The sequence below is a fragment of the Ensifer sp. 22460 genome (assembly GCF_052044935.1).
Classification (GTDB): Bacteria; Pseudomonadota; Alphaproteobacteria; order Rhizobiales; family Rhizobiaceae; genus Ensifer.
This window is the reverse complement of record NZ_JBQENZ010000007.1, coordinates 82,157-104,311: the sequence shown is the minus strand read 5'-3', so window position 1 is coordinate 104,311 and position 22,155 is coordinate 82,157. Positions and strand designations below refer to the sequence as shown.

The following is a 22,155-nucleotide window of genomic DNA, read 5'->3' as shown; positions in this document are numbered from 1 at the left end:
TTAGATCGACAGGTGACCGGGGATGCGCAGATGCCGGCGAACGACGTCGACGAACTGCGGATCACGCCTGGCCGCCCATACGGCGGCGAGATGTCCGGCAAGCCAGAGACCGAGGCCGACCAGCCAGAGGCGCAGGCCCAGGCCTAGTGCAGCTGCGAGCGTTCCGTTGAGGATGGCGATCGCACGGGGAGCGCCGCCGAGCAGGATCGGTTCGGTCAGCGACCGGTGAAGGGGAACTGCGAAGCCGGGCACATCCTCGGCGGGAGAGGTGGTCGCTGCCATCAGACGAGCGCTCCGCCGCCGAAGGAGAAGAAGGAGAGGAAGAAGGAGCTCGCGGCAAACGCGATCGAGAGGCCGAAGACGACCTGGATGAGGCGCCGGAAGCCGCCTGAGGTGTCGCCGAAGGCAAGCGTGAGGCCGGTTACGATGATGATGATCACCGCGACGATCTTGGCGACCGGACCTTCGACGGACTTCAGGATCTGCTGAAGCGGCTGCTCCCAGGGCATGGAGGAGCCTGATGCGTGGGCCGCGGGAGCGAGCGAAAGGGTCAGTAGGCTGACGGATACCGTCGTCAGAAAGCGACGGCGAAGGTGATGCAAACGCTGAATCATGCAAGAGCTCCTGGTACGGTGGAGGTGACGGGATTGATCAGGTAATCGCCTGAAGGAGCGAGCCCCACGACGCGGACGAGTTCCGAAAGACGGCGCGATGAACCTCGTCCGGATAGGACCGCGACGAGATCGATAGTTTCGGCGATCAGCGCCCTGGGGACGGTGACGACGGCTTCCTGAATGAGCTGCTCGAGACGGTGCAAGGCGCCGATGGCGCTGCCAGCATGGATGGTGCCGATGCCTCCGGGATGGCCGGTACCCCAGGCTTTCAGGAGATCGAGGGCTTCGGCGCCGCGCACTTCTCCGATCGGGATGCGGTCGGGGCGCAGCCGAAGCGACGAGCGCACGAGTTCGGACAGAGACGCGACGCCATCCTTGGTGCGCATGGCGACGAGGTTTGGCGCTGCGCATTGCAGCTCGCGGGTGTCCTCGATGATGACGACGCGGTCGGCCGTCTTCGCGACTTCGGCGAGAAGGGCATTGGTGAGCGTGGTCTTGCCGGTGGACGTACCGCCAATGACGAGGATGTTGGCGCGTGACGCTACGGCCTCGCGCAGCGCCTCGGCCTGTCCTGCCGACATGATGCCGGCGGCAACATAGTCATCGAGCGTGAAGATGGCTACGGCTGGCTTGCGGATCGCGAATGCCGGCGCGGCGACGACCGGCGGCAAGAGACCTTCGAAGCGCTCGCCGGTTCCAGGGAGTTCCGCGGAGAGACGCGGTGCCCCGCTGTGAACCTCTGCACCGACATGGTGCGCAACAAGGCGAATGATCCGCTCGCCGTCGGCGGCGGAGATGCGCTCGCCGCTATCTGCGAGGCCGGCCGACAGCCGGTCGATCCAGAGGCGCCCATCGGGGTTGAGCATCACCTCGACGATCGAGGGGTCTTCCAGAAATCCCGCGATGGAGGGACCGAGGGCGGTGCGCAGCATGCGCACGCCTCGCGTCACGGCTTCGGATTTCGGATGAGATGTCGCCATGTCGTCCCCGCTCTCTCGCGGGCCGCACAACGCGCGGCCCTGGATCGGGGATAATTAAGAGAGCCAGTAATTCAGCTGCCGCAACAAGATTGGTGGCGTAGTAGCGCCGTGGCGCGGAAAGACAGGCAATCGGCTGAGTTGTGGTTCGCCGTGGGCAAAGCGCCGAAGGGCGCGGGCGTCCTTCGGCGGGACGATCGCTGATCTGCTGGATAATGCCCTTCTGGCGCGGCTGCTTCGCCGCGCGCTCCGGCGTGGTTGCCTAATCCTGTCGCGATCAAAGTAATATGATAAGAAGCCAATTTGACGGGCGGGTCGGAGGATGGGTCAGGGCATGGCAACGAGCGAGACATTTATGCAGCAACGCGACCTGCGCGAGGAAACCGCGCCCCTTCGGGCGCGAATTCTCGACATGCTCTCGCAACTGCCATGGGACGGCGTTCGCTACGGCCACCCTGTTCCGGGGCTTTCGCTCTATCGCATCATCGCGCCAGCCGGCCCGTTTTCCAGCGTCTCCGAACCCAGCGTGGCGCTCATCATCAAGGGAAGCAAGCGTATCCATGTCGGAAACGAAATGCTCGTTTACGATGAATCCTGCTTCTTCATGACCGCCATCGGCCTGCCGATGACCGGCCAGATCTGCGAGGCGAGCGAGAGTGAGCCCTATGTGGCAGCCACGCTGCGCCTCGATCTCGAAAAGCTGCGGCGAATTATCGCCGATTACGACATACAGCCGCCGGATGCCCCCGAACGCGATCTCGGCGTCGCGGTCGGCGCCGCCACACCGGAACTGTTCGACGCGTTATTGCGATTAATTTCGCTCGCGACCACGCCGGCAGACATCCCGTTCCTGGCCAGTCAAATCCAGGGCGAGATCCTCTATCGGCTGCTCACCGGCGAGCAAGGCGCGCGGCTGCGGCGTTTCGCGCTTGCCGGCACGAACAGTAACCGGGTGGCAAAGGCCGTCGCGTGGCTGAAAGAAAACTATGCCCGGCCGCTTCGTGTCGAAGAACTCGCGGAGATTGCGAACATGGGGATATCCACGTTGCACCACCATTTCCGCGCCATGACAGCCATGAGCCCACTGCAGTTCCAGAAGCACCTACGGCTGCATCATGCGCGGGAATTGATGCTTTCAGAATCGCTCGACGCCGCAACCGCCGCGCTGCGCGTCGGCTACGAAAGCCAGACACAGTTCAACAGGGAATATCGGCGCGCCTTCGGTCATCCGCCGCTCAGAGACATCAAGGCAATCCTCAACTCCAGCGACTCGAAAAGACGCGACTCCATCGGTTGACGGGCTGCCGAACACAAGTGGAGCGCCCGTTGGTGCGCTGGCGCATCTTTTGTCATGATCACAATTTCGTCAGGCCGAGAGGAATAGGCAATAATCTGACAGGATCGAACCTACCAGCGTGCAGGATGGTCTTCTAAGCTGCAGCCGCGGTCTGGCGAATGGCCGCGGCGCGTGAAGCAGGGTTTCCGGATAAGCATCCCGAGACCACGCGCCCGAACGCGAGGAGAGCATCATGGCAATTGTAACGATCAACGGCGTCGAACACACGGTCGAGGCCGAGGCGGATATGCCGCTTCTTTGGGTGATCCGCGATCTGGTTGGACTAACAGGGACGAAGTTCGGCTGTGGCATGGCGCAGTGCGGTGCCTGCACGGTCTATGTCGACGGTTCGCCGGTTCGGTCTTGTCAGACCTTGGTCGATGACATCGAAGGGGCAAAAGTGACGACCATCGAGGGCCTCAAGGGAAAGGTCGCGCAAACGGTTCAGGCAGTCTGGGCCGATCTCGACGTCCCGCAGTGCGGCTACTGCCAGTCGGGGCAGATCATGTCGGCGACAGACCTCCTGGCGAACAATCCGAAGCCGAGCGATGAGGACATCGACACGGCCATGTCGGGCAATCTCTGTCGTTGCGCCACCTATCACCGAATCCGAGCCGGCATTCACGAAGCCGCTAAGCGTCTGGAGGCTTGAGCCATGCTGCCCAAACTCATGCAATCGGTTTTCCTTCCGGCCGCGGAAGCGCAGGCATCGCGGCGACAGTTCCTCATTGGTGCCCTTGCTGCAGGTACTGGTATGGCCGTCGGCTTTCGCCTCCTGTCCGCGTCCCCGGCGGTAGCGGGCGAGACAGCGACGACCAGCGCTTCACATGCCTTTTCCCCCTACGTGACAATCGACGGCGATGGAAAAGTGACCGTACTTTCGTCGCAGTTCGAGATGGGCCAGGGCTCCTATAACGGTATTGCCACACTGGTGGCGGAAGAACTCGAGGCCGATTGGTCGACGATCGAAGTGAAGGGGGCCGCCGGCGATGTGAAGGCCTATGGCAACATCGCCTTTGGAGGTGCCTTTCAGGGCACCGGCGGGTCCACGTCGATGGCGTCCTCCTGGGAGCGCTATCGCAAGGCGGGTGCCGCGGCCCGCTCCATGCTGGTCGCCGCCGCTGCCTCCGAATGGGGTGTTGCCGCGGCAGAGATCACCGTCGAGAACGGCATTCTTGCCCATCCGTCAGGCAAGAGCGCCGGTTTCGGTGTCTTCGCCGCAAAGGCGGCGACAATGCCGGTGCCCACGGACGTGGTACTTAAGCAACCGAGCGACTGGAAGCTGATCGGCAATGCCAGACTGAAGCGCTTCGACAGCGCCCGTAAGGCAAACGGGACGGAGCAGTACACGATCGACATCAAGCTTCCCGGCATGCTGACCGCCGTGATGATCCATCCGCCGCTGTTTGGAGCGAAGGTAAAGTCCTTCGACGCCTCGTCCGCGCGCACCGTCAAGGGGGTGGTGGACGTCGTCGAAACGCCTCGGGGCGTTGCCGTCGTCGGCGAAAACATGTGGGCGGCGATCAAGGGCCGCGAGGCGGTCACCGTCAGTTGGGACGAAACGGCGGCGGAAAAGCGCGGCACGGCCGAGCTCATGTCCGCCTATCGGGAGCTTGCGAAGAAGATGCCGGCCGCGCTTGCGCGCAACGATGGTGACGCAGAAACAGCCTTCGCCGGCGCAACAAAAGTAATCGAGGCAAGTTTCGAGTTTCCCTATCTCGCGCATGCCGCGATGGAGCCGCTGAATGCCGTGGCGCGCATGAACGAGGACGGTACGCTCGAGGTTTGGGGTGGGCATCAGTTCCCGGACGTATACCAGATGCTTGCCGGCCAGGTGGCCGGGATTGCCCCCGAAAAGGTACGCCTCATTGTGATGAAGACCGGCGGCAGTTTTGGCCGGCGGGCCGTGTTCGACGGTGACGTCGTCGTCGAGGCGGTGCATGTGGCCAAGGCCCTCGGTTTCCGCGCGCCGGTAAAGGTGCAGTGGACTCGGGAGGACGACATGCGCGCGGGTCGCTATCGACCCGCGTATGTGCATAGCCTCAAGGCCGGTATCGACGAGAACGGAAAGCTCGTTGCATGGAGCAACCACATCGTCGGCCAGTCCATCATGGCGAAGACTGCGTTCGATGGAATGGTCAAGAATGGGGTCGACCCGACCTCGGTCGAAGGGGCCAACAATCTGCCCTATGCCATTCCAAACCAGACGGTGGGCTTGACCACCACTGAGACCGGCGTTCCGGTTCTGTGGTGGCGCTCCGTCGGCTCGACCCATACGGCCTTCGCAGCTGAAACCTTCCTGGACGAGGTCGCCGAGACGGCGGGACGAGATCCGATCGAATTCCGTCTTTCGATGCTTGAGCCGCAGTCGCGTCACGCGACCGTCCTCAAGCTGGCGGCGGAAAAGGCGGATTGGCAGAAGCCTTTGCCCGAGGGGCGCTTCCGAGGCGTTGCCATCGCCGAGAGCTTCGGCTCCGTTGTGGCCGAGATCGCCGAGGTTTCGACTGACGGAAATGGCCAGATCCAGGTCGAGCGCGTCGTAGTCGCTGTCGATTGCGGTCTGGCGATCAATCCGGACCAGGTCCGCGCCCAGGTGGAGGGCGGAATCGGCTTTGGGCTGGGGGCGATACTCGGCGAGGAGATCACGCTGACGGACGGCAAGGTCGACCAGAGCAATTTCGACCTTTACACGCCCCTGAGGATCGATGCGATGCCAAAGGTCGAAGTTCACATCGTCGCCTCCGCCAATCCGCCCTCCGGCATAGGCGAGCCCGGCGTTCCGCCCATCGGCCCGGCAGTCGCCAATGCCGCCTACAGGGCGCTCGGCAAGCGGATCCGCGTCATGCCATTCGCGAGATCGCTCAACACGTGATCTCGCATGCCCGGCCGGCCGCGTGGCCGGTTGGGCATGGGGCGAGACCTTTGGCGGCTGGCGCAACTGATAGGCTGCCCCGCGGCCGGCATGGTTAAAGGGCGTGTGCTCGGTGAGCCAGTTTCGCCAACGACCCCTAATCATCGGTCGGCAGCTCCGCGACATCCTCCGAAATCTCCTGCCGCAGCTTCGGCCCCTTGACGAGACGACGGCCGAGGGCAGCGACGAAAGCGTCGTAGCGCTCGCCGGCCCTGGCTCGAGCGGCAGCCTGAGCAGGTTCGGGCAGCGGCGGATTGGTCGTCAGCCAGAAGCGCACGAAGACGGCGAGTGTCTCGACCGCTATGCCGAGATCGCGTTCCAGGCGGGTCATACGTCGGTCGAGCTGATCAAGCCGCTTTGTGGTCGCCGCCTCCTGGCGCTCCGCCGCATCGGGCGAAAGGAAAGAGGCGATGGATGCCTCAGCAACGAGCGAACGCGATTGATCGCGGCGCGCCGCATACTCGCTGAGGGCCTTCATGACAGGCGGGTCGAGATAGACGGAGAGGCGTTGTTTCTTCGCTGCTTTTGTCATCGGGTGTGTTTCAAAGCTCCATTCCGTCATTTGGGTCGAGGGAGACTTGCCGGGCAACACCCTGCATGAGCCGGGTCATACGGCGGTTGCGAAGGGCGTCTTCTTCAGCCTCCTCCGGAGGCTCGTAGTCGAACTCGTTGTCGATTGGCTCTTTCTTCTCGATGACATCGGTCACCTTCAACTCAGGCTGCTGACGCCGTTCCGAGCCGGTCGGATCCTCGTCGTCGGAATTCGCTTCCAATTGGGCTGGGTCAGAAACGGCCTGCTGCGGAGCGGACAAGGTGCTCCAGTCGTCGACGCTCCCGCGGGTCCTGATCTTCAGTTCGGGCGGCGGAAAGATGCGCTCCTTAAAAACGGGATCTTCATAGTAACGGGCTTTTTTTGCGCGAATCGGTGGCGTGCCGGCGACCATCACGATCTCATCGGCGGGTGGAAGCTGCATCACTTCACCGGGGGTCAGCAGGGGGCGCGCGGTTTCCGAGCGCGAAACCATCAGGTGGCCGAGCCAGGGCGAAAGCCGGTGCCCTGCATAGTTCTTCATCGCCCGCATCTCGGTGGCCGTTCCCAGGGCGTCGGAGACGCGCTTGGCCGTGCGCTCGTCATTCGTCGCGAAGGAGACGCGCAAATGGCAGTTGTCGAGGATCGAATTGTTAGGCCCGTAGGCCTTCTCGATCTGGTTCAGCGACTGCGCGATCAGGAAGCTCTTGAGCCCATAACCTGCCATGAAGGCGAGGGCGCTTTCGAAGAAGTCGAGGCGGCCGAGCGCGGGGAACTCGTCGAGCATGAGAAGAAGTCGGTGGCGGGCGGCCTTTCCTTGCAGGTCTTCGGTGAGCCGCCGGCCGATCTGATTGAGGATCAACCGGATCAGCGGTTTTGTCCGATTGATGTCTGATGGTGGGACGACGAGGTAGAGCGTCGTCGGCCGATCGCCTCCGACAACATCAGTGATCCGCCAGTCGCAGCGTCGCGTGACTTCGGCGACGACCGGATCGCGATAAAGCCCGAGAAAGGACATGGCGGTCGAAAGGACGCCGGAGCGCTCGTTGTCGGACTTGTTGAGCAACTCGCGCGCGGCGCTGGCGATGACGGGATGGGGACCTGCCTCGCCGAGATGCGTGGCTTTCATCATGGTGGCGAGGGTGGACTCGATCGGTCGTTTAGGATCGGAGAGAAATGCCGCGACGCCGGCAAGCGTCTTGTCCGGCTCGGCATAGAGAACGTGAAGGATCACCCCCACCAGCAGCGCATGGCTGGTTTTTTCCCAGTGGTTTCGCTTTTCGAGTGAACCCTCCGGGTCGACGAGGATATCGGCGATGTTCTGGACATCGCGCACCTCCCATTCACCGCGGCGCACCTCGAGCAGCGGGTTGTAGGCGGCGGATTTTGAATTGGTTGGATCGAACAGCAGCACACGGCCGTATCGAGCCCGAAAGCCGGCAGTGAGCTGCCAGTTCTCGCCCTTGATGTCGTGGACGATGGCCGAACCCGGCCAGGTCAGGAGCGAGGGAACGACGAGACCTACGCCCTTGCCGGACCGTGTCGGCGCGAAGCACAGCACATGTTCGGGACCGTCGTGTCGAAGATACTCGGAACCCAGCTTGCCAAGAACCACACCGTCGGGCCCGAGGAGGTCGGCCGACTTCACTTCTTCAGGGCTCGCCCAGCGCGCGGACCCATAAGTCTCGACGTTCTTTGCTTCCCGCGCACGCCAGACCGACATGCCGATCGCAACCGCTATGGCGATGAAGCCGCCGGATGCTGCAATCATCCCGCCCTTCCAGAAGACATCGGGCGCGTAGGCGTCGTAGAAGTACCACCACAAGAAAATCGAGGGCGGATAGTAGACGTGCAAGCCGGCAAACTCGAACCAGGGCTGGCCAAGCTGAGCCTGGAATCCGAGCTGCCACGCCGTCCATTGTGTCGCGGTCCATGTCGTCAAGAGCACGATCAGGAGAACGGCGAGGATCTGGCCCCAGAGGATCTTGGTCGCGGACATGCTCCGACCTTCGTTGCAGCAAATGGTGTCAAGATCATGGATAGCGGCATGCGTGTTCAAGCTGCCCCAGGCGGGGAGCGAGCAAACGGCGGGCAGTGCGCGGAATTACAGGCCGTCGGCGCGATCCTTCTACCTCCACGAACCGCGATGCTTGCGCTCGCTCTGCGCACCAAGGTGATGGTCCCCGTTATCTGCCGCGAGAGTCGCACTGCATCTCATCTGAATGGCTAACTCCTGGTGACCAAGAATTCGCGCGGCGCGAGCGTAACCCAGCCAAAAGAATCATTGTAGCTTGCGGAACGAAGCTGGCGGTCTGGCGATTCTCAGTACGACCTTTGAGGAGGTCCGAAAATGAAAGAAGCACCGTGGCGCATTCCACTGTGGGTGATGCTGCAAAATGGTATGCCGCGCCGGTTCTGCGGCCCCTACGATGCATTGGATTTCTTGGAAAACGAATGGCCGAGCCATGGAGTCCAGCAGGCTCGGGCAATTGAGGCTTGTCGCGCTGCATTGCGCCATTCAGAGTATACGAATTCCGCGAAAAACTCCTTCGTAGCAGCATGCATCGAGGCGTCGTTAGAATGCAGCGACGCTGTGAAATTTGGCTATCGGTGCAGGTACAAAGGAGCGAGCCGGCATCGATAGGTCCCGCCGCGGTCAAAATACTGTCAGGGCGCGGCGTGAACGCGGCCCGCTATTGCGAGCGGTCGAGGTTGAGTGCCGCCGCAAATCCGCGGCGACATCCGGTTTTCGCCGCGATGGCTTGGCATAGAGCCAATCCAGCACCAGCATGACGACCGGCCACAGACCGACGAGCGGGAGCAGCAATCCTCCGATGGCGAGGATCGCCAACAGGCCGCGGGGCATTCGCGGTACGGGAAGCGCTCGGCCGGCCGGCGCTTCCACTACATCACCCCTGCCGATACTGCGTGCACGACGATGGCGATGCAGGCGGCCAGCAACACTGGCTGGTTCCCGAGCCGACGATACGTGTAATTTGGGATCGCGCCGATACCCAAGGTCTTGCGTCAGAGGCCGAGCTCGCGCTTCTTGCCGAACCCCCATTCGACCCCGCCATCGCCGCGATCAACCCCGGAAACATGGCGTCCGAGATGCTTCTCCAGCGAAGGGGACCACGGCACGAGTTGGAATCCAAGGCTGCTGTCAATCATGGCGAAGCGGCCGGAGGCGAGTGCGAACCGTTGGCGATAGGTGCCAGCGACATACTCGCCAGAGGCGGACTTGTTGAATGGCGTTCCCATTTCGGCGGCGAGCTTCTGCCCAAGCGCCTCAAGCTCCTGCTTGCGCAGGGTCTCGATCAGGTTGCGCGCGAATACCACGCCGCGCCCCTGCCGCTCTGCGAGACGGCGTTCGATGAGCTCTTCCGCCCGCCGGTCCATGGCCTCGCGAACCTCGGCACCAAAACCGCCGCTACTGAGTGCCAGCGGTTCGCGCGCGATCGCCTGACGGTCGAGCCATGTGGCGCCGCTCGCCTTGATCTGCCGTTCGATCGTGAGATCCGATCGGACGGCGAGGGCAACGCGACGCCGACCCTGAGCGTCATCGAACTTTCTCAGTTCCACGATGGATCCGATCGCCCCATCGCCTGCCGCGTCGAGATCGGGAACCTTGATGTGGTGAGTACGTCCGTCGACGGCGTCGATTACGGCATAAGCCGTGCCCTTGAGCTCGTCATCCAGGCCCCGATCGACCAGGCGCCCGATGACCGGTAGGTCGAGGCTTTCACCCGCGAGCACATAGCTGGCGGTGCTGCGTGCGATGCCCTGTTCGGACAGACTGCGATGAATGCGCTTGATGATGTCATTACGTTCGCCAAGCTCGCGAAGGACTGCTTCGGCATTCTCGGTGATCACCCACTGGCCCGGGCCCACCTGATCTGCGAGGCCGAGAGACTCGAGTTTGCGCAGGCGACCCACCTTGTTGGCGTGGAATTCGTCGGGCTGACGGTCGGGATGTGGCGCGAGATCGATTATGCCGGCGCGGTGGCTGTCACGGGCGAGCTGGCGGTCGAGACTGGTCCAGCGCTCGCTATCGATCTGACGCTCGAGTGTCTGGCGGATGTCCTGATCGGTCCGCGGTCCGAGCTCCCGAGTGATGAGGTCGCGCGCGCGATCGCGCATTCCTTCCTTGATGTAATCGCGCGAGATGACGAGATTTTCACCGTCGTCCCGCACGCCGCGCACCAGCAGATGGACGTGGGGGTGCGCGGTGTTCCAGTGATCGACCGCCACCCAGTCGAGGCGGGTGTCGAGATCCTTCTCCATCTGGCTGATGAGATCACGCGTGAAGCCCTTGAGGTCGGCCATCTGAAGCACATCGTCCGGCGAGACGATGAACCGGAAATGATGCCGGTCGCCCTCGCATCGTTCAGTGAAGGCCTTCGGGTCCGCCCCATCGCTACCAGGATCGAACATCCGGGCTTTCTCCCCGTCGCGGGTTACGCCCTCGCGTCGCAGATAGGTTAGATGAGTGGCAAGCGGCGCGCCGCGGCCGCTGAGCCTTACCACCCGCGCCTTGACGACAGCGCCACGCGAGCGGGACGTGATCAGGCGATTGGCCTGAACGGAGGCGCGCTGGCCTTGCCCGAAGCGAGAGCGATTGCCGGGACTGATCGTGCCACGATGTGATACGGCCCCACCTGCGCGCTGGGCAGCGGCCAACGCCTGGGCGATGAACGGGCGCGCGCGTTGCGCTCTCGATGAGCGGACGCGGCCCGGGCGAACGCGGAAGTCACCTTCGTCACTCATGTATTAGTTCAGAACATCGTCATATCATATTGAAACAGCGTAATAATGCTCGTTTTTGTGAGGTGCGGTGCCTTGGCGCACCTCGCGAAATCACGCTGCAAGTCATTGAAAAGAAACAACCGTCCGCAGCCGCACATCGCGGCCCTTTATCCTGCCATCCTCCGGTCGTGTCTCCGTCTGCCCGCTCCACTATCCTCCAGGATGCGCCGGAGCCCGCCGGGATACGCTTGCCTAAAGGGGTGCTCATTGCTGACCACGTGGATCACTTCGTTCAACAAACAGGCCGTTCGAATGCGTTTTCAGTGCAGGGAAATCGCGTGATGAAGGCTCGATTTCTGCGCCGCCGGCGCGCGATGGCCGCGAACGTGGCTTGCCAACTTTCGTGAGGCTGGCGGGTGTTATGAAGAGTGGAGCCTGCCACCAGGTCGTTTCATCTGACGTCCGCGGGGTGGCGGCGCTCGGTAGATCGCCAGCGCCGAGAAGGGGAGCGATCGCGACGACATAGGCGCGCGTTTCCGCCGGCAAAGGCCGTCCCGATCGGAGGTATTCGTCGTAGCGTGCCGGCCCCGCATTGTAGGCTGCGAGAAAGCCTGAGGTGCCATAACGGTCGTGCATTTCGCGCAAGTAGGCGACGCCCGCCAGAATGTTGTCGCGCGGATCGTAAGGATCATCACCAAGACGATAACGGACGCGGAGTTCCTGCCAAGTGTCAGGCATTACCTGCATAAGACCGATGGCGCCGGTGCGGGACAGCGCGTGGACCTCACCCGCAATTTCAACGCGCATCACCGCGCGTATCCACGACGTCGGAATGGCAAACCGCCGGGCCGCGTCGTCGATGTGGGCAGCATAGGGCCCGCCGGTCGCTGGGCGCATCGTTGGTTTGCTTTGCGCGAACAGGCTGACATTCGCGATGGAAGCCAGGAAGATGCCGGAAAGGAGGAGAAGCGTTGAGAGGCGGACTACACGCCGCAGTCCGGGCGAGGCTGGGGCGACGCGAGCCGGGGGGGCGATACGCATCGGCTCAATCCCGGTCGGCGCGTCTTTGAGGTCGGTGCCAGTAGAGATCCCAGACGCTTCTGTCCTCGCCGGACGAAAAAAGATTGGCGCGGATCGGTGCGGCGAGGGCGGGATCGTCGATCAGGAGCGCCACATAGTCGCCCGCCTTTTCTCCGGTCCATTTCCAGCCGGCGCCGATCTCCGCCCCGTCCTCGCCGAGATGGATGCGGAAGTCCGGAGCGTTGTCGGCATCGCTTGGCTCGGCGTGCTCGAGCACGAGTTCGACGTTGAGCGATAGGGTTCGCAGCGTTCCGGCATAGCCTGATTTCGTCCGTAAGAACTGACCGATCTGAGGCATCGAAAGTGTCCTTGCGTGCGTGGTGAAGGGAAGGTTCAGGGCGCGATCAAAGGTCGCGGGAGCTGCTTTCGCTGGTCCAAAGCGGGACCGCCCGGCCGAGGACGAGGCTCGTGGGGATTGGTCCGAAATAGCGGCCATCCAGGCTATCCAGGACCTGCCAATTCATGAGGAAGAGCTCGTCGTCGGCGACGACCCAGCAGCCTTGCCAAGCGGGCAGATCGCGGCCGAGGCGGTCGCGATCGAGCGCGGCGCCAATGGGCACGCCATCGACGATGACTTGGCGACCGGAGCGGCAGACCCGTTGCTTCGGCAGGGCAGCGACGTGCTTGATCAGCGGCACGCCGCGCGGCAGATATCCACGGTCGGAGAGTAAAGTCGCGAGCGGTTCGGGTGCCGAGACTAGGACCAGGTCGCTCACTTCGAGCCGCCCTAGAGCCTCGATCGCATAGAGGCCGATCGGCGCGCTGGCCGACGCGTTCCAGACAAGCTTCACCGGGACCGGCATCACTGCCGAGATGAAAATCGCAATTGTCGCGAGATGCACCGTCATGACATAGCCAGAGCGGGTCATGACGTCGCTTTCCGGCGCAGGAGATAGGCCTGATGCTGCTCGTGCGTGTAAGCGCGAGGCGCATGGCCGGCCGCGAGCCGGTTATGGATGTGACGCCAGTGATCCGGAGAAACGTCGGGCCCGGCGATGTCGCGCGCCTCTATGGCATCGATCGTGCGCAGCACCTGTTCGACTTTCGGCCAGCCCTCGACCTTGAGGAGAATCTCGCCGCCGGGCCGCACGAAGGGTAGCGTCTGGTAGGCCTCGCCTGATGAGACGGCGCGCACGATGTCAATCCGCGAGAGGATGGTTCCGAAGTCGTTCGAGGCCCATCGAACGAAGGCGAAGATCGTCTCCGGGCGGAAGGACAGGATGCGCCGGCTACGGCTCAGAACCTCTTCGTGTGCGGGCTCGCCAAAGCGGATCCAGCTCTCGATCTTCTTCTCGATCCAGGTGAGCTCAACACGGGTCAGGTTGTCGGATTGGCGGGCGGATGGCGTCGAGATGCCACGCCCGCGATTGTTCGCGGTGCCGGTCATGAGTCGTCTCCGATTGATCTTGGGATTTCACGGGTCTGAACGTCGCGTGGGTCTCCACGGTGACCCAGGTCCGGCTTTCGGGACGTCTTTTCCACATCGCCACTGCCAGAAAGAAAGTTAGATTCTCTGTTAGATTCTAGGTTAAGCCCGGGAAGGGTCGCTTCAGGCCAAAGAGTTAGCTGCAATCCATGCGCCCGAAATCCCGATGCCGATGTGCCTGAAGTCCCGACGGTCGTTGCGCCCGAAGTCCCGAGTGTTTCCACAGCGTCGTCCACAGGGCCCGTGGGCAGGGTGGCGGGGAGGATGCGCAGCAACTCGCGCCTGCCATGCCGGTCGATCCGAAGTCGGTAGCCCGGAAGCGACTGTCGCTGGACTATGCGCCGGAGATCGAAGGCGAAATCGGACATACGAGCGAGGCTGCCGGACTTCGCATGGAGGTGGGCGATCTCGAAGACCCAGCCACGGGTCTGGCGGCCGGCGTGCTTGCGGGCGACGCGGTAGAGCCAGCGCTCAATGCCGCCGGTCAGGCGAAAATAGGCCGGGTCGATCGCGAGCACGAGTGAGCGGTCGACGACGCCCCGATAGAACCAGTCGGGCAGGACGAATTCCATGCCCTCCGTCCGACCGTCACGTGTCGTGCATTCCTCCCATTCGTTGATCCAGGAGAACTGGTGGCGTCGCCAATGCTCGCCCTGCCGTATGGTCGTGCGGATCGCGGTCGATTGAAGCCGCGTCAAAGCGCCCTTGAGGAGCTTGTATTCCCGAGCGCCGGTATCGCGGCCGATGGCGGTCAGGAGTTGATACGGCGTAAAGCGAAGAAAACGGGACGTCTTCAGGTCAAGATTTTCGGCCTCGACGATCTGGCTCGCGGCCCAGATGAGAACGTCGGCGTCCCAGATCGTGGCCATGCCGTGCTCGGCTACGGCAAAGACTTCCACTTGCACGTCACCGGATTTGTAGAGGATTGGTGCAATCCGCTTGGCCTTGGCCAAAGAAAAGAAGGGGCGCTCCATGAGGTCGCGCTGATCGCGCGGACTGGCGGCGCCTGTGGCGACAATGAAAGGGTCGAGCTTCGCTCGTTCGCTAAGGGCAATGATAGGCGGTCGCTTCATGACAGGGCGACCTCAGCGCTGTTTGCGACCGGTGTGTACTTGCCCGACGGCGCTATGGCGCTTCGCCGGAAGGACGCTGCCTCCTGGGTCGGAGGTCGAGGTCACCATCCCGCGATCGGCCCAGGCTTGCAGATCCTCGATCGAATAGACGACCCGGCCGCCGAGCTTCCTGTAGGCTGGTCCTGTCCCATAGGTTCGGTGTTTTTCGAGTGTGCGGCCGGACAGGCTCAGAAAACGCGCAGCTTCGGGCGTGCGCAGGTAGCGAGGGGGTAAGCCGGCGGTATTCGATGCCATGTGGAGCCTCCGTGGCTGTCGGTGGGGCGCGCCGGACGTGAGCGGCGGACGAAGGGCAGGGTGGCGAAGAAGAGCCGGAAGGGGGGAGTGCGAAGATAGACGAGCCAAAAATCCCACCCCTTCGGGGGCTGGCACTACCGGCGGCGGTGGCGCAGAAGATTTCGATAGCCACCGACGATCATGGCCAGGCCGTCCTTGACCAGATCCATGGTCGCGTCACGCAGAGCGGAGGTTTTCCAGGGCTCGGAGGCCACGCGTTCGCGTCCGTAGATGACGCCGCCGATTTCGCGGTAACTGGCGCCGTTTGCGCGCCCGTCTACGGCTTGCAGCATGTGTCGCGCGCGTCGACGTTTCTGGCGCGTGAGACGCGTGTCCTCGGCGACGCGCCGGCCCATTAGACTCTGCACCAATCGAAGCAGTGCCTCGACACGATCGAGCGCGTCTGGATCGATGGGAATGAGCGCGGCGAGCGGCTCATCGGCGCCGACGCCGGCGAGACGCAGGAGTTGCACCGCGTTGCCGTCAGGCAAGACGTGGCGGAAGAAGGAGCCGAATTCGTCTGGCTGCGCCTGGGTCTGGTCGAGCAGATGGGAGAGATTCCGCTCCGTCGGCGCGATTGTGGCGGTGGATGTCAGCAGAACTGCGCCGGTATCCAGCTCCGGTGACCACGTCACGATGGTTTGTGTCGCATTGAGTGTCGGCGCAACCGGGAAATCGCAACCCCCATCGCCGACGGAGCGCTAGCAAGAGCGCTTGGCGGTCAGCGGTGGTTCGTTGAAGCGCCAGGAAGTCCTGTTGGTAATCGGTGTTGCGGCGTAGCCATTCCCAAGCGAGGTCGGGGCCGGAAAGGTCGTCGACGTAGTCGTATGCCGATGAGGATCGCCATTGTGAGGTATCGGGGCGCAACCGTTTTCTCCGAGCGCATGCAACCATTTCGCTGACGCTGCGAGAATGATTCCCGGACTGATTGCTTTGCGGAAGTCCCCGCGAGGGGACCACGTATTGCATTCTATGCAACACAATGGCTTCAGCGGTTGCGTTCCCCAGCAAGCTGACGGTAGCCGCTTTCGCTGATCCAACGGGCGCGAGCCAGGTGTCGTTCATGGACTTGGCGCGCGCGCTCCGGCTCGTTGACGGGATCTATCCCGAACAGGACTGCGACGGCTTCCTGCCAGGTGGCGCCGTCCGCTGCTGCGTCGAGGAGGCGCATATAGAGCTTCATGTGCTCGCGATCGTAGGTCGTCAGCATTGGACCTTCGGGTGGCTCGTCCAGAAAAGCTGGCTCGGTCACTTCAATCCTCCTGGTCGCCGTACCCGGCGCACTCGCGTTTACATATTATAGTTGATAAACTTAAAGTGTGTAAATCACGATCCTCCGGCGCATGGACATGCGCAAACTGGTCGGCCGCAACTTTGCCCGCCTGCGTCGGGAGAAGGGCCTGACTCAGGAAGAGGTCGAAGCGCGCTCCGGCTTCAGCCAGCAATACATCAGCAGCCTGGAACGCGGCCGGAGAAATCCGACCGTGATCACCCTCTACGAGTTGGCTCAAGTCCTCGATGTCAGTCACGTCGAACTGGTTAAGCCCGACAATAACGTCTGATCGAAACTTCTGCGAGATCATGTCGGCAACCGGCTAATTCATCCCTTCAACCAAGAAAGTCCTCACCCGGACATGCGGTTGTAGAGTATACTCCGTGGTGGAATACTCATCAAGCCGCTGCTCTCTCGACCATGGAAATTCGAGAGGTATTCGCGCGTAATTTAAGAGCCTTGCGACAAGCCAAGGGATTGTCGCAAGAGGAGCTTGCGCATCAAGCCGGTCTGGATCGCACGTACATCAGCTCACTTGAGCGGAGCGTTTACAATGCCAGCATCGATGTTGTGGAGCGGTTGGCCAACGTGCTCGGCGTGGAAGCAGCGGATCTGCTCAGGCGGTTGCCGGCCGATCATTCCGGAACGAAACGCGAGCTGGACGTATAAAGCCCCGGGACTCAGAGGCACTTCAGGCATGTGATCGGCTACGGCCACCGGTGTTCTCGCCCTGCCCGGTCGGTTCCGGGCGAGGCGAGGGTGGTGTGGCTCAGTCGCCGTTTCGGCGGACCGGGCGGGACCAGATGAGAGAGAAGCCTTCACCGTCCTCGTCGTCGACGAGATTGGCGTAGATCGGAGCGGTGAAGCTCGGATCGTCGAGCTTGAGGCCGAGATAGTCGCGGCCCTCGTTGGAGCGCTTGGCCCAGGCGGCGCCGATTTCGGCGCGACCGACGAAGACTCGGTGGCTTGGGGCGTTCTCGCCAGGATTTCCGGTTTCGCGGACGATGCGGACGTTCTTGGTCTGGACCGAGAGGGTGACGATTTCGCCGACGAATTCGTTGCCGGACTTCTTGAAGGTGCCGATGGTCGCCATGGTAGTTCTCCTTGTGCTGCTGTTTCGAGCCCGCGCCCATCGCGGCCTCGATGGCGATCTTCCGGCTGGAGGCGAGCGACGACGCATCGCTTGCGACCGCAGCGCCAGCGAAGGATGGCGCAGAGGCGACTTTGTTGCTTCGCGAGGAATGGGCGTAGCCCAGGGGAAGAAAGTTGCTGCCGCGCCGTTGCGTGACAGGCGGTCGAGGCGTCAGCCGTCCTTCGGCCAGATCAGGCCATTGAAGAGGCCGCATGGGGGCGGGGGACTGACAACTGATCTCAAGGAGGACGTGGCGGCGGTCGATGGTTCGAGAAGCCGGCGCTGTCCTCGGCATAACGACCGCTTCCACGCCAGGCCGTCGTCACTTGTACACCCGACATGGCAAGATAGTGGAACACCACACGCGATCTGGGCATCTGAGGTCGCCTGGAGAACTGTCGTCATTGGCCATGCTGAACGACGTGCGCCCTGCGATCAGGCGCCGTAATCATGACACGCTTTATCCCGCGAAATCGCTATTCGTCCCGAAGTGCCCGTCGAACTCCGGCGAGTTTTCGCTCTGCCGTCAGCAGTTTCTCCTGCAGCCAATCGACGCGCTCCCCGCTCGGACGCGAATGTGAGAAGTAGGCGCCGAGGATCTCCATGGGACTGACCTGCAGCGACTGGCAGACCCTCACGAGCATCGCCGCAGACAGACGGTTGATGCCTTTCTCGTATTTCTGGATCTGCTGGAATGAGACCCCCACGTCATTGGCAAGCAGTTGCTGACTTACACCCAATACCTCTCGGATGGATCGGATCCGCGCGCCAATCTCCCGGTCGATCGACTTCAAATCGTTTTTCGTCTCGTTGGTCGGCATTGATCAACTCGGTTCAGCAAGAAGGCACTTGCTTCGCACGGCGGGCCCGCTCTTCGCAAGGCAGTTCAAAACGTCCGCGCTAGCTACCGGCGCGACCCGACCGCGCCGACCGTTGGGCGTCGGCGTAGGCGCCCTTGCTGTATCTCTCCCAATCCACGCATTGCCAGTCTCGACCAGCCAGCGGTTGACCTCTTGGCCATGCACCGCGACGGAGCGCGGCAAGGGTGTCGCAGAATTCCCTCACCATCGGTGGATTCGCTGTGCTTAACCGCCGAGAGGGCATCATTCATCTTGAGGGCGCCGACGATGCAGCCACAATGAACGAAAGAGGCGGCGGGCCTGTGGGGGAGGTTGGACAAGTTCATATGTCCGCCTCCCTTTTCACTGTGCCGTCGGACCGCGTGCTCGCGAAGCCGCGGCTTTTGAGTCTGGGATTCGATTTCGGATAGATGCCGAGGTGCTTTTGGCGGGTCCGGTCGCATTTCGCCTGGATGCTCTGCTCCTCGGCGGATTTCTCACGGTGAGGCTGCTTCAGTACCGGGTGCAGGTCGCTTTCCCGGTGCTCACCGCCTCGCCATAGGGCCCTGATGTGGTCGAGATCCCACGCCTCGCCGGCCATTATCTTCCTGCCGGAAAGCTGGCAGACGCCGCCGTATTGCTCGAATAGACGAAGGCGTACGCGGGGCGGCACCTTCTCGTCATCGGTCTTGCCAATCCATTCGGTGATGCTGCGCGCATCAGCGAGCCTTCCCATTCGGAACTTTACCGTCGTCAAGCGGTTCACTTTCCAACTGGAAAGGAACCAGATGATGAGCGAACCGAGAGACGAAAAAGCCAGCGACGAACCGACGCCGGCGCCCATATTGAGCCCACGGCCGCCTGAGATGGATTTCGAACCGATTCCGTCCCCAGACTTGTCCGGAGCAGATGCCGACGCACCGCCAGCCGAGGGCCGGGTGCCGCACGTTCCGAGCCGCGACGAGGCCAATATGGATCCGGATGAGGCCCTGCCGGAAGACACCGAGGAGGAGATCCTCGACGACGACCCGGGACGCGAAAAGACACGCTTCGACGAAGAGGTTCCCAAGAGCAGTCGCTAAACGTCGACGGTTCGACATCACGCGACCTCCGGGAAATCGTTGTGCTCAATACCGTCAAGGAGGCGGCCGGCGAGCTTTTTTCCCACTACTCGGCCGAACGTCTCACGCAGGTCTGGCCGTCCCGGTTCCCGGCGATCGCCAGCGCAAGGCCCTTCGCCCGTGACCCGCGCAAGCTGGCGAATAGGGTCTATGGCGGTCGCATGGGCAACGCCGCGCCGGACGACGGCTGGCGCTATCGTGGCCGCGGGCTGCCGCAGATCACCGGCAAGGAGAACTATGCCAAGTTCGGAATTGCCGACGCCCGGAGAAGGCTGGCGAGATGACGACCGCTGTCCGGATGCTCTTCGATGGCATGATCGGCGGCCTCTTCACCGGCAAAAAGCTGGGCGACTATTTCAACCAGGTGGCCAATGATCCGGTCGGCGCTCGCGCCATCATCAACTCGACCGACAAGGCGAAGCTGTTCGCCGGTTACTACCGGAACTTCCTCGACGCGCTCGAGGTATCGAACGCCGGCCGAGCTGTCGGACGTGATGCCGGAAGCGGCGAAGGCCGACGACGTGCCGGCCGGGAAAAGCGGAACGGCGGTGACCACCGTCGGCGGCTTGTTCGGCGGCGCCGGCCTTTCGGCAGTTCTCGGCGTCAACAATCCCTATGCCGCCGGCGTCGCCGCGCTGCTGATCGTCATCGGCGCCATCGCGGCTTCATGTTCTTCACCGGACGATGGTCGGTGAACCGCGCGCCGGCCCACTGAGATGTGGCCGCGCATCATCATCGGCGGGCTCTTGCTCGCCGGTATCACCTGGCTCGTTGCCGAGATCCGCGAGGACGGCGCGCAGTCCGTCACCACCAAGATTGAAAGGCAGAACAATGAAGCGGCGAGCCACGCTCATTCGAAGCGCACTGATTACGATTCCTACCTTGATGCTGGCGCGCTGTGGAACTTCGGCGCCGGCGAGTGTGACGGCCCTTAGAAGTATCGTTGGGACAGACCTGATCGGGCGCGAGGGGCGACGCCGGAAGATCAGCGAAAGATCGATAGGACAGTCGTCGGCCTCTGCGCCGGCGGCGTCTGGACCAATGCGGAATGCGCGAGGCACGGGGAAGGGCGGTAGGGGATGGCACCAACGGAAATAGATGCGGCGGTTCACCGTCAGCTTGGGGAACTGGTAGCGGGCATGCGAGGCCTGCAGGAATTCGACCGCGTTGGCGATCTGGAGGCGTCGGTCTCAACGATCGACGCCAACGTCGCGGAAATGAAACCGGTGACCGACGACGTGAAGCGATGGAAACTGATGGGTATCGGCGCACTCGGTGTGACCGGAATTGCCGCCATGGCCCTCGGCGTGAGCTTTGCGGAAGCTATCCGCCTGATCGTGTTCGTCATTCTCGGAAAGGTGTGAGAAGAAGGGTTAAGGTTCGTTGCGCCAAGCGACGCGAAGCTCATGCCATAACTTTTGAAGAAAAGGAGTTTGATCATCTTCCGGTTTCTCGATGTCCGAAACTGGCGGAGCTTCCTCGGGCTGGTCAACCCACGCGTCGAGCGCTTCATTCCACGCCTTCGCCGGCATCTCCGTCATTGCACCTGCAGCCTTGTCGGTCCACAAGTACCGGTAGTCCTTCAAAGCAGTGGCGTAGCCGGAGTTCGCAAGGTGCTCCATGATCGACCAAACCTCTTCCATAGCTTTTCCTAATGGACCTCGTTGGAGCAGGAACGTGCTCCGCGTCGTCGGTACCACATTGCTTTGGCAGTACAGCCAATGAGACAGAACTTTGTCGAAGATCGCTTGGCCAGGATGAGGTCTCGTGCAAAAGCTGTTTGCAATTTCGTCGACAAATATCCCGGATCCACAGGCGTCGCGACGGACAGCTCGACAAGAAGGTCCGATGCCCATTCCCAAGTCGACATGAAGTCGTGGGAGAAGACATCACCCGCAACGCCCGGCAAGCCCCCAAATTCTTGCACAGTTTCGCGGGCGATGCTTTGAACCAGCAATCCTAACAGCCGAGTTTCATCGACCATTGCCTGGTCCGCCCTGCGAAGTCATCGTCATTCCTCTTGAGGTGCGGAACTGCCGCCTTTGTGAAGCGACACAATTTTACATGCAACAGCCAGATGCTACGCCAATCAACGATCTGCAATCGCGCGTCAGTCAGCGATCCAGTGACCTGAAGGTGATCAAGGAGATTTTGCAGCGGATCGAAGGCGGGCAGTTGAGGAGGTAACGACGGAGGAAATTATGGCGATAGAGCGAGGACAACCAGCCAAGCTGCCAAGGCGATCAAAAGCCAAACCCGAGCGTGCCTAAACCTTTGCCGTCTGGTGCTTTCCCAATCGTAGGACATGAGCTGCCTCCTTTCGGTGGCGCACAATGTCAGATTGTGGCCGGGGGAGGAAGATGTTTCCCAGCGCACGCACAGAAAAGTGCAATGGTGGCCGGCGTCGTCGCCTTCATGATGAAGGGGGGATTTCACATGTCGGAACCCTTCGCCTAAGCGGACCCCAGAGCGCGCAGTGCTTGGGGCGGGTCGCGCCCTGGGGGCCTAGCGTCAATGGTGTAATGACGCTCAACCAGTAATGGCGGCTCACCTTCTATTTGACAATGACCGAAATCAATCTTTCCAATCGGGGCGACTGGTGCCGCCTCTATATGTAGAATCCTACAAATTGCGCGACGTGCGGAAGCCTGCTCTTATGCGTGCATGACCACGAATCTCTCGGATTTGAACTTGCACCCGTGGCTCCTTCAAGAGCTCAATCTCCTCGGATTCGAGACGGCAGAAGATTTGAAGGATGTGCCCTC

30 protein-coding genes and 2 pseudogenes are annotated in these 22,155 nt (G+C 62.2%); 12 read left to right on the top strand and 20 right to left on the bottom strand.

Features of this window, described 5'->3' with window-relative positions:
* The 3 genes from ACTJKM_RS10865 to trbB are packed head-to-tail and all read right to left on the bottom strand — an operon-like array spanning position 1 to position 1,594.
* Positions 1–282, bottom strand: a complete 282-nt coding sequence (locus ACTJKM_RS10865; protein WP_058326605.1) for a VirB3 family type IV secretion system protein — start codon at positions 280–282, stop codon at positions 1–3.
* Entirely contained in the window at positions 282–614 is a 333-nt protein-coding gene (locus ACTJKM_RS10860) for a TrbC/VirB2 family protein (protein WP_058326604.1), read from the bottom strand. The genes ACTJKM_RS10865 and ACTJKM_RS10860 overlap by 1 nt, the downstream gene beginning before the upstream one ends.
* Positions 611–1,594 carry a P-type conjugative transfer ATPase TrbB gene (gene trbB, locus ACTJKM_RS10855; RefSeq protein WP_058326603.1) on the bottom strand — a complete coding sequence of 328 codons (984 nt, stop codon included), beginning with the start codon at positions 1,592–1,594 and terminating at the stop codon, positions 611–613. Before trbB ends, ACTJKM_RS10860 begins: the two co-directional genes overlap by 4 nt.
* Before the next feature lie 331 nt (positions 1,595–1,925).
* Here trbB and ACTJKM_RS10850 point away from each other — a divergent pair, with 331 nt between their 5' ends.
* The 3 genes from ACTJKM_RS10850 (at position 1,926) to ACTJKM_RS10840 (ending at position 5,799) form a co-directional block, all read left to right on the top strand.
* Positions 1,926–2,888, top strand: a complete 963-nt coding sequence (locus tag ACTJKM_RS10850; protein ID WP_058326602.1) for an AraC family transcriptional regulator — start codon at positions 1,926–1,928, stop codon at positions 2,886–2,888.
* A gap of 232 nt (positions 2,889–3,120) precedes the next feature.
* Entirely contained in the window at positions 3,121–3,579 is a 459-nt protein-coding gene (locus ACTJKM_RS10845; protein WP_058325350.1) for a (2Fe-2S)-binding protein, read from the top strand.
* A 3-nt stretch (positions 3,580–3,582) separates the two neighbouring features.
* The gene (locus ACTJKM_RS10840; RefSeq protein ID WP_058326601.1) at positions 3,583–5,799 is read left to right on the top strand and encodes a xanthine dehydrogenase family protein molybdopterin-binding subunit; all 2,217 of its coding nucleotides are present in this window, start codon (positions 3,583–3,585) and stop codon (positions 5,797–5,799) included.
* A gap of 136 nt (positions 5,800–5,935) precedes the next feature.
* Here the strand turns inward: ACTJKM_RS10840 and ACTJKM_RS10835 are convergent, their stop codons facing one another.
* Together ACTJKM_RS10835 and ACTJKM_RS10830 are read right to left on the bottom strand one after the other, a co-directional pair.
* Positions 5,936–6,370, bottom strand: coding sequence for a ribbon-helix-helix protein, CopG family (locus ACTJKM_RS10835; protein WP_058326600.1), 435 nt, complete (start codon positions 6,368–6,370; stop codon positions 5,936–5,938).
* A gap of 10 nt (positions 6,371–6,380) precedes the next feature.
* Positions 6,381–8,366: a conjugal transfer protein TraG gene (locus tag ACTJKM_RS10830; protein WP_058326599.1), complete on the bottom strand. Its 1,986-nt coding sequence runs from the start codon at positions 8,364–8,366 to the stop codon at positions 6,381–6,383.
* Positions 8,367–8,717: 351 nt separating this feature from the next.
* Here ACTJKM_RS10830 and ACTJKM_RS10825 point away from each other — a divergent pair, with 351 nt between their 5' ends.
* On the top strand, positions 8,718–9,011 hold the full coding sequence (locus ACTJKM_RS10825) for a DUF982 domain-containing protein (protein WP_082663456.1): 294 nt from the start codon (positions 8,718–8,720) through the stop codon (positions 9,009–9,011).
* 102 nt (positions 9,012–9,113) lie between these two features.
* On the opposite strand, the pseudogene ACTJKM_RS10820 reads toward ACTJKM_RS10825, so the two are convergent.
* The 11 genes and pseudogenes from ACTJKM_RS10820 to ACTJKM_RS10770 all read right to left on the bottom strand — a co-directional run.
* Positions 9,114–9,346: pseudogene (locus ACTJKM_RS10820) on the bottom strand (PepSY domain-containing protein); the annotation flags it as partial.
* 48 nt (positions 9,347–9,394) lie between these two features.
* The gene (locus ACTJKM_RS10815) at positions 9,395–11,134 is read right to left on the bottom strand and encodes a relaxase/mobilization nuclease domain-containing protein (RefSeq protein ID WP_440660329.1); all 1,740 of its coding nucleotides are present in this window, start codon (positions 11,132–11,134) and stop codon (positions 9,395–9,397) included.
* A 243-nt stretch (positions 11,135–11,377) separates the two neighbouring features.
* On the bottom strand, positions 11,378–12,154 hold the full coding sequence (locus ACTJKM_RS10810) for a lytic transglycosylase domain-containing protein (protein ID WP_058326596.1): 777 nt from the start codon (positions 12,152–12,154) through the stop codon (positions 11,378–11,380).
* A 4-nt stretch (positions 12,155–12,158) separates the two neighbouring features.
* Positions 12,159–12,491 (bottom strand): DUF736 domain-containing protein, encoded by a 333-nt coding sequence (locus ACTJKM_RS10805; RefSeq protein ID WP_058326595.1) that lies wholly within the window; start codon positions 12,489–12,491, stop codon positions 12,159–12,161.
* 46 nt (positions 12,492–12,537) lie between these two features.
* Positions 12,538–13,062 carry a S26 family signal peptidase gene (locus ACTJKM_RS10800; protein ID WP_058326594.1) on the bottom strand — a complete coding sequence of 175 codons (525 nt, stop codon included), beginning with the start codon at positions 13,060–13,062 and terminating at the stop codon, positions 12,538–12,540.
* The gene (locus ACTJKM_RS10795; protein ID WP_058326593.1) at positions 13,059–13,580 is read right to left on the bottom strand and encodes a DUF2840 domain-containing protein; all 522 of its coding nucleotides are present in this window, start codon (positions 13,578–13,580) and stop codon (positions 13,059–13,061) included. Before ACTJKM_RS10795 ends, ACTJKM_RS10800 begins: the two co-directional genes overlap by 4 nt.
* Positions 13,577–14,692 carry a replication initiator protein A gene (locus ACTJKM_RS10790; protein WP_082663455.1) on the bottom strand — a complete coding sequence of 372 codons (1,116 nt, stop codon included), beginning with the start codon at positions 14,690–14,692 and terminating at the stop codon, positions 13,577–13,579. The genes ACTJKM_RS10795 and ACTJKM_RS10790 overlap by 4 nt, the downstream gene beginning before the upstream one ends.
* A 12-nt stretch (positions 14,693–14,704) precedes the next feature.
* Positions 14,705–14,986, bottom strand: coding sequence for a helix-turn-helix transcriptional regulator (locus tag ACTJKM_RS10785; RefSeq protein WP_058326592.1), 282 nt, complete (start codon positions 14,984–14,986; stop codon positions 14,705–14,707).
* Between the two features lie 134 nt (positions 14,987–15,120).
* The gene (locus ACTJKM_RS10780) at positions 15,121–15,573 is read right to left on the bottom strand and encodes a DUF2285 domain-containing protein (RefSeq protein ID WP_245296054.1); all 453 of its coding nucleotides are present in this window, start codon (positions 15,571–15,573) and stop codon (positions 15,121–15,123) included.
* Complete coding sequence (locus ACTJKM_RS10775; protein ID WP_245296053.1) at positions 15,509–15,919, bottom strand: transcriptional regulator domain-containing protein; 411 nt, start codon at positions 15,917–15,919, stop codon at positions 15,509–15,511. Before ACTJKM_RS10775 ends, ACTJKM_RS10780 begins: the two co-directional genes overlap by 65 nt.
* Positions 15,920–16,013: 94 nt before the next feature.
* A complete protein-coding gene (locus ACTJKM_RS10770; protein WP_280938098.1) occupies positions 16,014–16,277 on the bottom strand; it encodes a DNA -binding domain-containing protein in 264 nt (87 codons plus the stop codon).
* Positions 16,278–16,368: 91 nt separating this feature from the next.
* Between ACTJKM_RS10770 and ACTJKM_RS10765 the strand changes: the two genes are divergently transcribed.
* Together ACTJKM_RS10765 and ACTJKM_RS10760 are read left to right on the top strand one after the other, a co-directional pair.
* Entirely contained in the window at positions 16,369–16,587 is a 219-nt protein-coding gene (locus tag ACTJKM_RS10765) for a helix-turn-helix domain-containing protein (RefSeq protein WP_082663454.1), read from the top strand.
* 131 nt (positions 16,588–16,718) lie between these two features.
* Entirely contained in the window at positions 16,719–16,967 is a 249-nt protein-coding gene (locus ACTJKM_RS10760; protein ID WP_058326589.1) for a helix-turn-helix domain-containing protein, read from the top strand.
* Between the two features lie 100 nt (positions 16,968–17,067).
* On the opposite strand, the gene ACTJKM_RS10755 is transcribed toward ACTJKM_RS10760, so the two are convergent.
* The 3 genes from ACTJKM_RS10755 to ACTJKM_RS10745 form a co-directional block, all read right to left on the bottom strand.
* Entirely contained in the window at positions 17,068–17,391 is a 324-nt protein-coding gene (locus ACTJKM_RS10755; RefSeq protein ID WP_058326588.1) for a DUF736 domain-containing protein, read from the bottom strand.
* 515 nt (positions 17,392–17,906) lie between these two features.
* Positions 17,907–18,251 carry a helix-turn-helix domain-containing protein gene (locus ACTJKM_RS10750; RefSeq protein WP_063893326.1) on the bottom strand — a complete coding sequence of 115 codons (345 nt, stop codon included), beginning with the start codon at positions 18,249–18,251 and terminating at the stop codon, positions 17,907–17,909.
* Between the two features lie 361 nt (positions 18,252–18,612).
* A complete protein-coding gene (locus ACTJKM_RS10745; RefSeq protein ID WP_440660324.1) occupies positions 18,613–19,026 on the bottom strand; it encodes an HNH endonuclease in 414 nt (137 codons plus the stop codon).
* 31 nt (positions 19,027–19,057) lie between these two features.
* On the opposite strand from ACTJKM_RS10745, the gene ACTJKM_RS10740 reads away from it, so the two are divergent.
* The 6 genes and pseudogenes from ACTJKM_RS10740 (at position 19,058) to ACTJKM_RS10715 (ending at position 20,754) form a co-directional block, all read left to right on the top strand.
* Positions 19,058–19,351 (top strand): hypothetical protein, encoded by a 294-nt coding sequence (locus ACTJKM_RS10740; RefSeq protein ID WP_058326586.1) that lies wholly within the window; start codon positions 19,058–19,060, stop codon positions 19,349–19,351.
* Positions 19,352–19,392: 41 nt separating this feature from the next.
* A complete protein-coding gene (locus tag ACTJKM_RS10735) occupies positions 19,393–19,674 on the top strand; it encodes a hypothetical protein (RefSeq protein ID WP_058326585.1) in 282 nt (93 codons plus the stop codon).
* Positions 19,675–19,688: 14 nt separating this feature from the next.
* Positions 19,689–20,105 carry a hypothetical protein gene (locus ACTJKM_RS10730; RefSeq protein WP_156436824.1) on the top strand — a complete coding sequence of 139 codons (417 nt, stop codon included), beginning with the start codon at positions 19,689–19,691 and terminating at the stop codon, positions 20,103–20,105.
* Between the two features lies 1 nt (position 20,106).
* Complete coding sequence (locus ACTJKM_RS10725) at positions 20,107–20,325, top strand: hypothetical protein (protein WP_058326583.1); 219 nt, start codon at positions 20,107–20,109, stop codon at positions 20,323–20,325.
* A pseudogene (locus ACTJKM_RS10720) lies at positions 20,222–20,466 on the top strand (hypothetical protein). The gene ACTJKM_RS10725 and the pseudogene ACTJKM_RS10720 overlap by 104 nt, the downstream one beginning before the upstream one ends.
* Before the next feature lie 3 nt (positions 20,467–20,469).
* Positions 20,470–20,754, top strand: a complete 285-nt coding sequence (locus ACTJKM_RS10715) for a DUF1515 family protein (protein WP_063893325.1) — start codon at positions 20,470–20,472, stop codon at positions 20,752–20,754.
* 9 nt (positions 20,755–20,763) lie between these two features.
* Here ACTJKM_RS10715 and ACTJKM_RS10710 read toward each other — a convergent pair whose 3' ends face one another.
* Positions 20,764–21,033 (bottom strand): hypothetical protein, encoded by a 270-nt coding sequence (locus tag ACTJKM_RS10710; protein ID WP_058326581.1) that lies wholly within the window; start codon positions 21,031–21,033, stop codon positions 20,764–20,766.
* Positions 21,034–22,155 lie beyond the last annotated feature (1,122 nt).